Raw genomic sequence first — 2,526 nt, 5'->3', positions numbered from 1 at the left:
ACCGGCCGCAAGATCATCATCGACACGTACGGCGGCATGGCCCGCCACGGCGGCGGCGCCTTCTCCGGCAAGGACCCCTCCAAGGTCGACCGCTCGGCGGCGTACGCGATGCGCTGGGTGGCCAAGAACGTGGTCGCCGCGCGCCTCGCCTCCCGCTGCGAGGTGCAGGTGGCGTACGCCATCGGCAAGGCCGAGCCGGTCGGTCTGTTCGTGGAGACCTTCGGTACCGGGAAGGTCGATGCCAGCAGGATCCACCGGGCCATCGGCGAGGTCTTCGACCTGCGTCCGGCCGCGATCATCCGCGACCTGGACCTGCTGCGCCCCATCTACGCCCAGACGGCCGCCTACGGCCACTTCGGCCGTGAGCTGCCCGACTTCACCTGGGAGCGCACCGACCGGGCCGACGCGCTGCGCCGGGCCGCCGGAGTCTGACATGCGCATCGCCGTCACCGGGTCCATCGCCACGGACCATCTCATGGTCTTCCCCGGCCGGTTCGCCGACCAGCTCATGGCCGGCCGGCTCGACCGCGTCTCCCTGTCCTTCCTCGCCGACTCGCTGGACATCCGGCGCGGCGGCGCCGCCGCCAACATCGCCTACAGCCTCGGGCAGCTGGGGTGTGCGCCGGTGCTGCTCGGTGCCGTGGGCAGCGACTTCGAGCCGTACCGGGTGCTGCTGAAAGGACAGGGCGTGGACACCGAGTCGGTGCGGGTGAGCCCCGGCCTGCACACCGCCCGCTTCGTGTGCACCACGGACGCCGACCAGAACCAGATCGCCACCTTCTACGCCGGTGCGATGGCCGAAGCCCGGCACATCCGCCTGGCCCCGGTCCTGGCCCGTACCCAAGGACTCGACCTGGTCGTGGTCTCGCCCAACGACCCCGAGGCGATGCTGCGGCACACCCGCGAGTGCCACGCACTCGGCCTCCCGGTCGCCGCCGACCCCTCCCAGCAGCTGGCCCGCCTCGAACGCGAGCAGGTCCGCGCCCTGATCGACGGCTCGCGGATGCTGTTCAGCAACGAGTACGAGTCGGTCCTCCTGAAGGAGCGCAGCGGCTGGAGCCAGGAGCAGATCCTCGGCCGCACCGGTGTGTGGATCACCACGCTCGGCGCGGCCGGCTCCCTCATCCGGCAGGCGGGCCACGGCGCCGTCGAGGTCCCGGCCGCCCCGGCCCGCCGCGCCGCGGACCCCACCGGCGTCGGCGACGCCTACCGGGCGGGCTTCTTGGCCGCCCTCGCCCGCGGGGCGGACCTGCGCGACGCGGCCCGGCTGGGCAGCGTCACGGCCGTTCTCGCCCTGGAGACGGTGGGCCCCCAGGAACACACCCTGTGCCGCGCCGAGCTGCTGACCCGCCTCGCCGAGGCCTACGGCCGTCCTGCGGCCGACGCCCTCTCCTCCCGTCTGGTGGTGCGCTCATGACCGAGGCCGCCCGTGTGTCCGCGCTCCGTGAGGCACTGGCCACCCGTGTGGTGGTCGCCGACGGAGCGATGGGCACCATGCTGCAGGCGCAGGACCCCACCCTGGACGACTTCCAGCAGCTGGAGGGCTGCAACGAGATCCTGAACGTGACCCGGCCGGACATCGTCCGCGCCGTCCACGAGGAGTACTTCGCGGCCGGCGTGGACTGCGTGGAGACCAACACCTTCGGCGCCAACCACACGGCCGCCGCCGAGTACGAGATCGCCGGCCGGGTGCACGAGCTGTCGAAGGCCGGTGCGCGGATCGCCCGTGAGGCGGCGGACGAGTTCGCGGCCCGCGACGGCCGTACCCGCTGGGTGCTGGGTTCGATGGGCCCCGGCACCAAGCTGCCCACCCTCGGCCACGTCGGCTACACCACGATCCGCGACGGCTACCAGGCCAGTGCCGAGGGGCTGCTCGCGGGCGGCGCGGACGCGCTGATCGTGGAGACCACCCAGGACCTGCTGCAGACCAAGGCGTCGGTGCTCGGTGCCCGCCGCGCGATGGAGGCGACCGGCACGGTGGTGCCGCTGCTGGTGTCGATGGCCTTCGAGACGACCGGCACCATGCTGCTCGGCTCGGAGATCGGTGCCGCGCTGACCGCGCTGGAGCCGCTGGGCATCGACATGATCGGCCTGAACTGCTCGACCGGCCCGGCCGAGATGAGCGAGCACCTGCGCTATTTGGCCCGGCACTCCCGTATCCCGCTGCTGTGCATGCCGAACGCGGGCCTGCCGGTCCTCGGCAAGGACGGTGCGCACTTCCCGCTCGGCCCGCAGGGCCTGGCGGACGCGCAGGAGACCTTCGTCCGCAACTACGGCCTCTCCCTGATCGGCGGCTGCTGCGGCACCACCCCCGAGCACCTGCGGCAGGTCGTCGAGCGGGTCCGCGGCCTCGCCCCCACCGAGCGCAGTCCGCGGCCCGAGCCGGGTGCCGCCTCCCTCTACCAGACCGTGCCCTTCCGCCAGGACACCTCGTACCTGGCGATCGGCGAGCGCACCAACGCCAACGGCTCCAAGAAGTTCCGCGAGGCGATGCTGGCCGGCCGCTGGGACGACTGTGTGGAGATG

General features: G+C 72.7%; 3 protein-coding genes. All 3 read left to right on the top strand.

Annotation, left to right across the window (positions count from 1 at the left end; translation table 11 throughout):
• Nucleotides 1-432, top strand: a 432-nt coding sequence (locus tag ACWDAG_RS47695; protein WP_450701860.1) for a methionine adenosyltransferase domain-containing protein, incomplete at its 5' end; no start/stop codon positions are given.
• Between the two features lies 1 nt (nucleotide 433).
• The gene (locus ACWDAG_RS47690) at nucleotides 434-1,417 is read left to right on the top strand and encodes a carbohydrate kinase family protein (RefSeq protein ID WP_450701859.1); all 984 of its coding nucleotides are present in this window, start codon (nucleotides 434-436) and stop codon (nucleotides 1,415-1,417) included.
• A partial coding sequence (locus tag ACWDAG_RS47685) for a homocysteine S-methyltransferase family protein (protein ID WP_450701858.1) occupies nucleotides 1,414-2,526 on the top strand: 1,113 nt, incomplete at its 3' end. The genes ACWDAG_RS47690 and ACWDAG_RS47685, both read left to right, overlap by 4 nt.

This window comes from Streptomyces sp. NPDC001157, assembly GCF_053598255.1.
The sequence above is the reverse complement of the archived record's forward strand: the minus strand, read 5'-3'. Positions and strand labels throughout refer to the sequence as shown.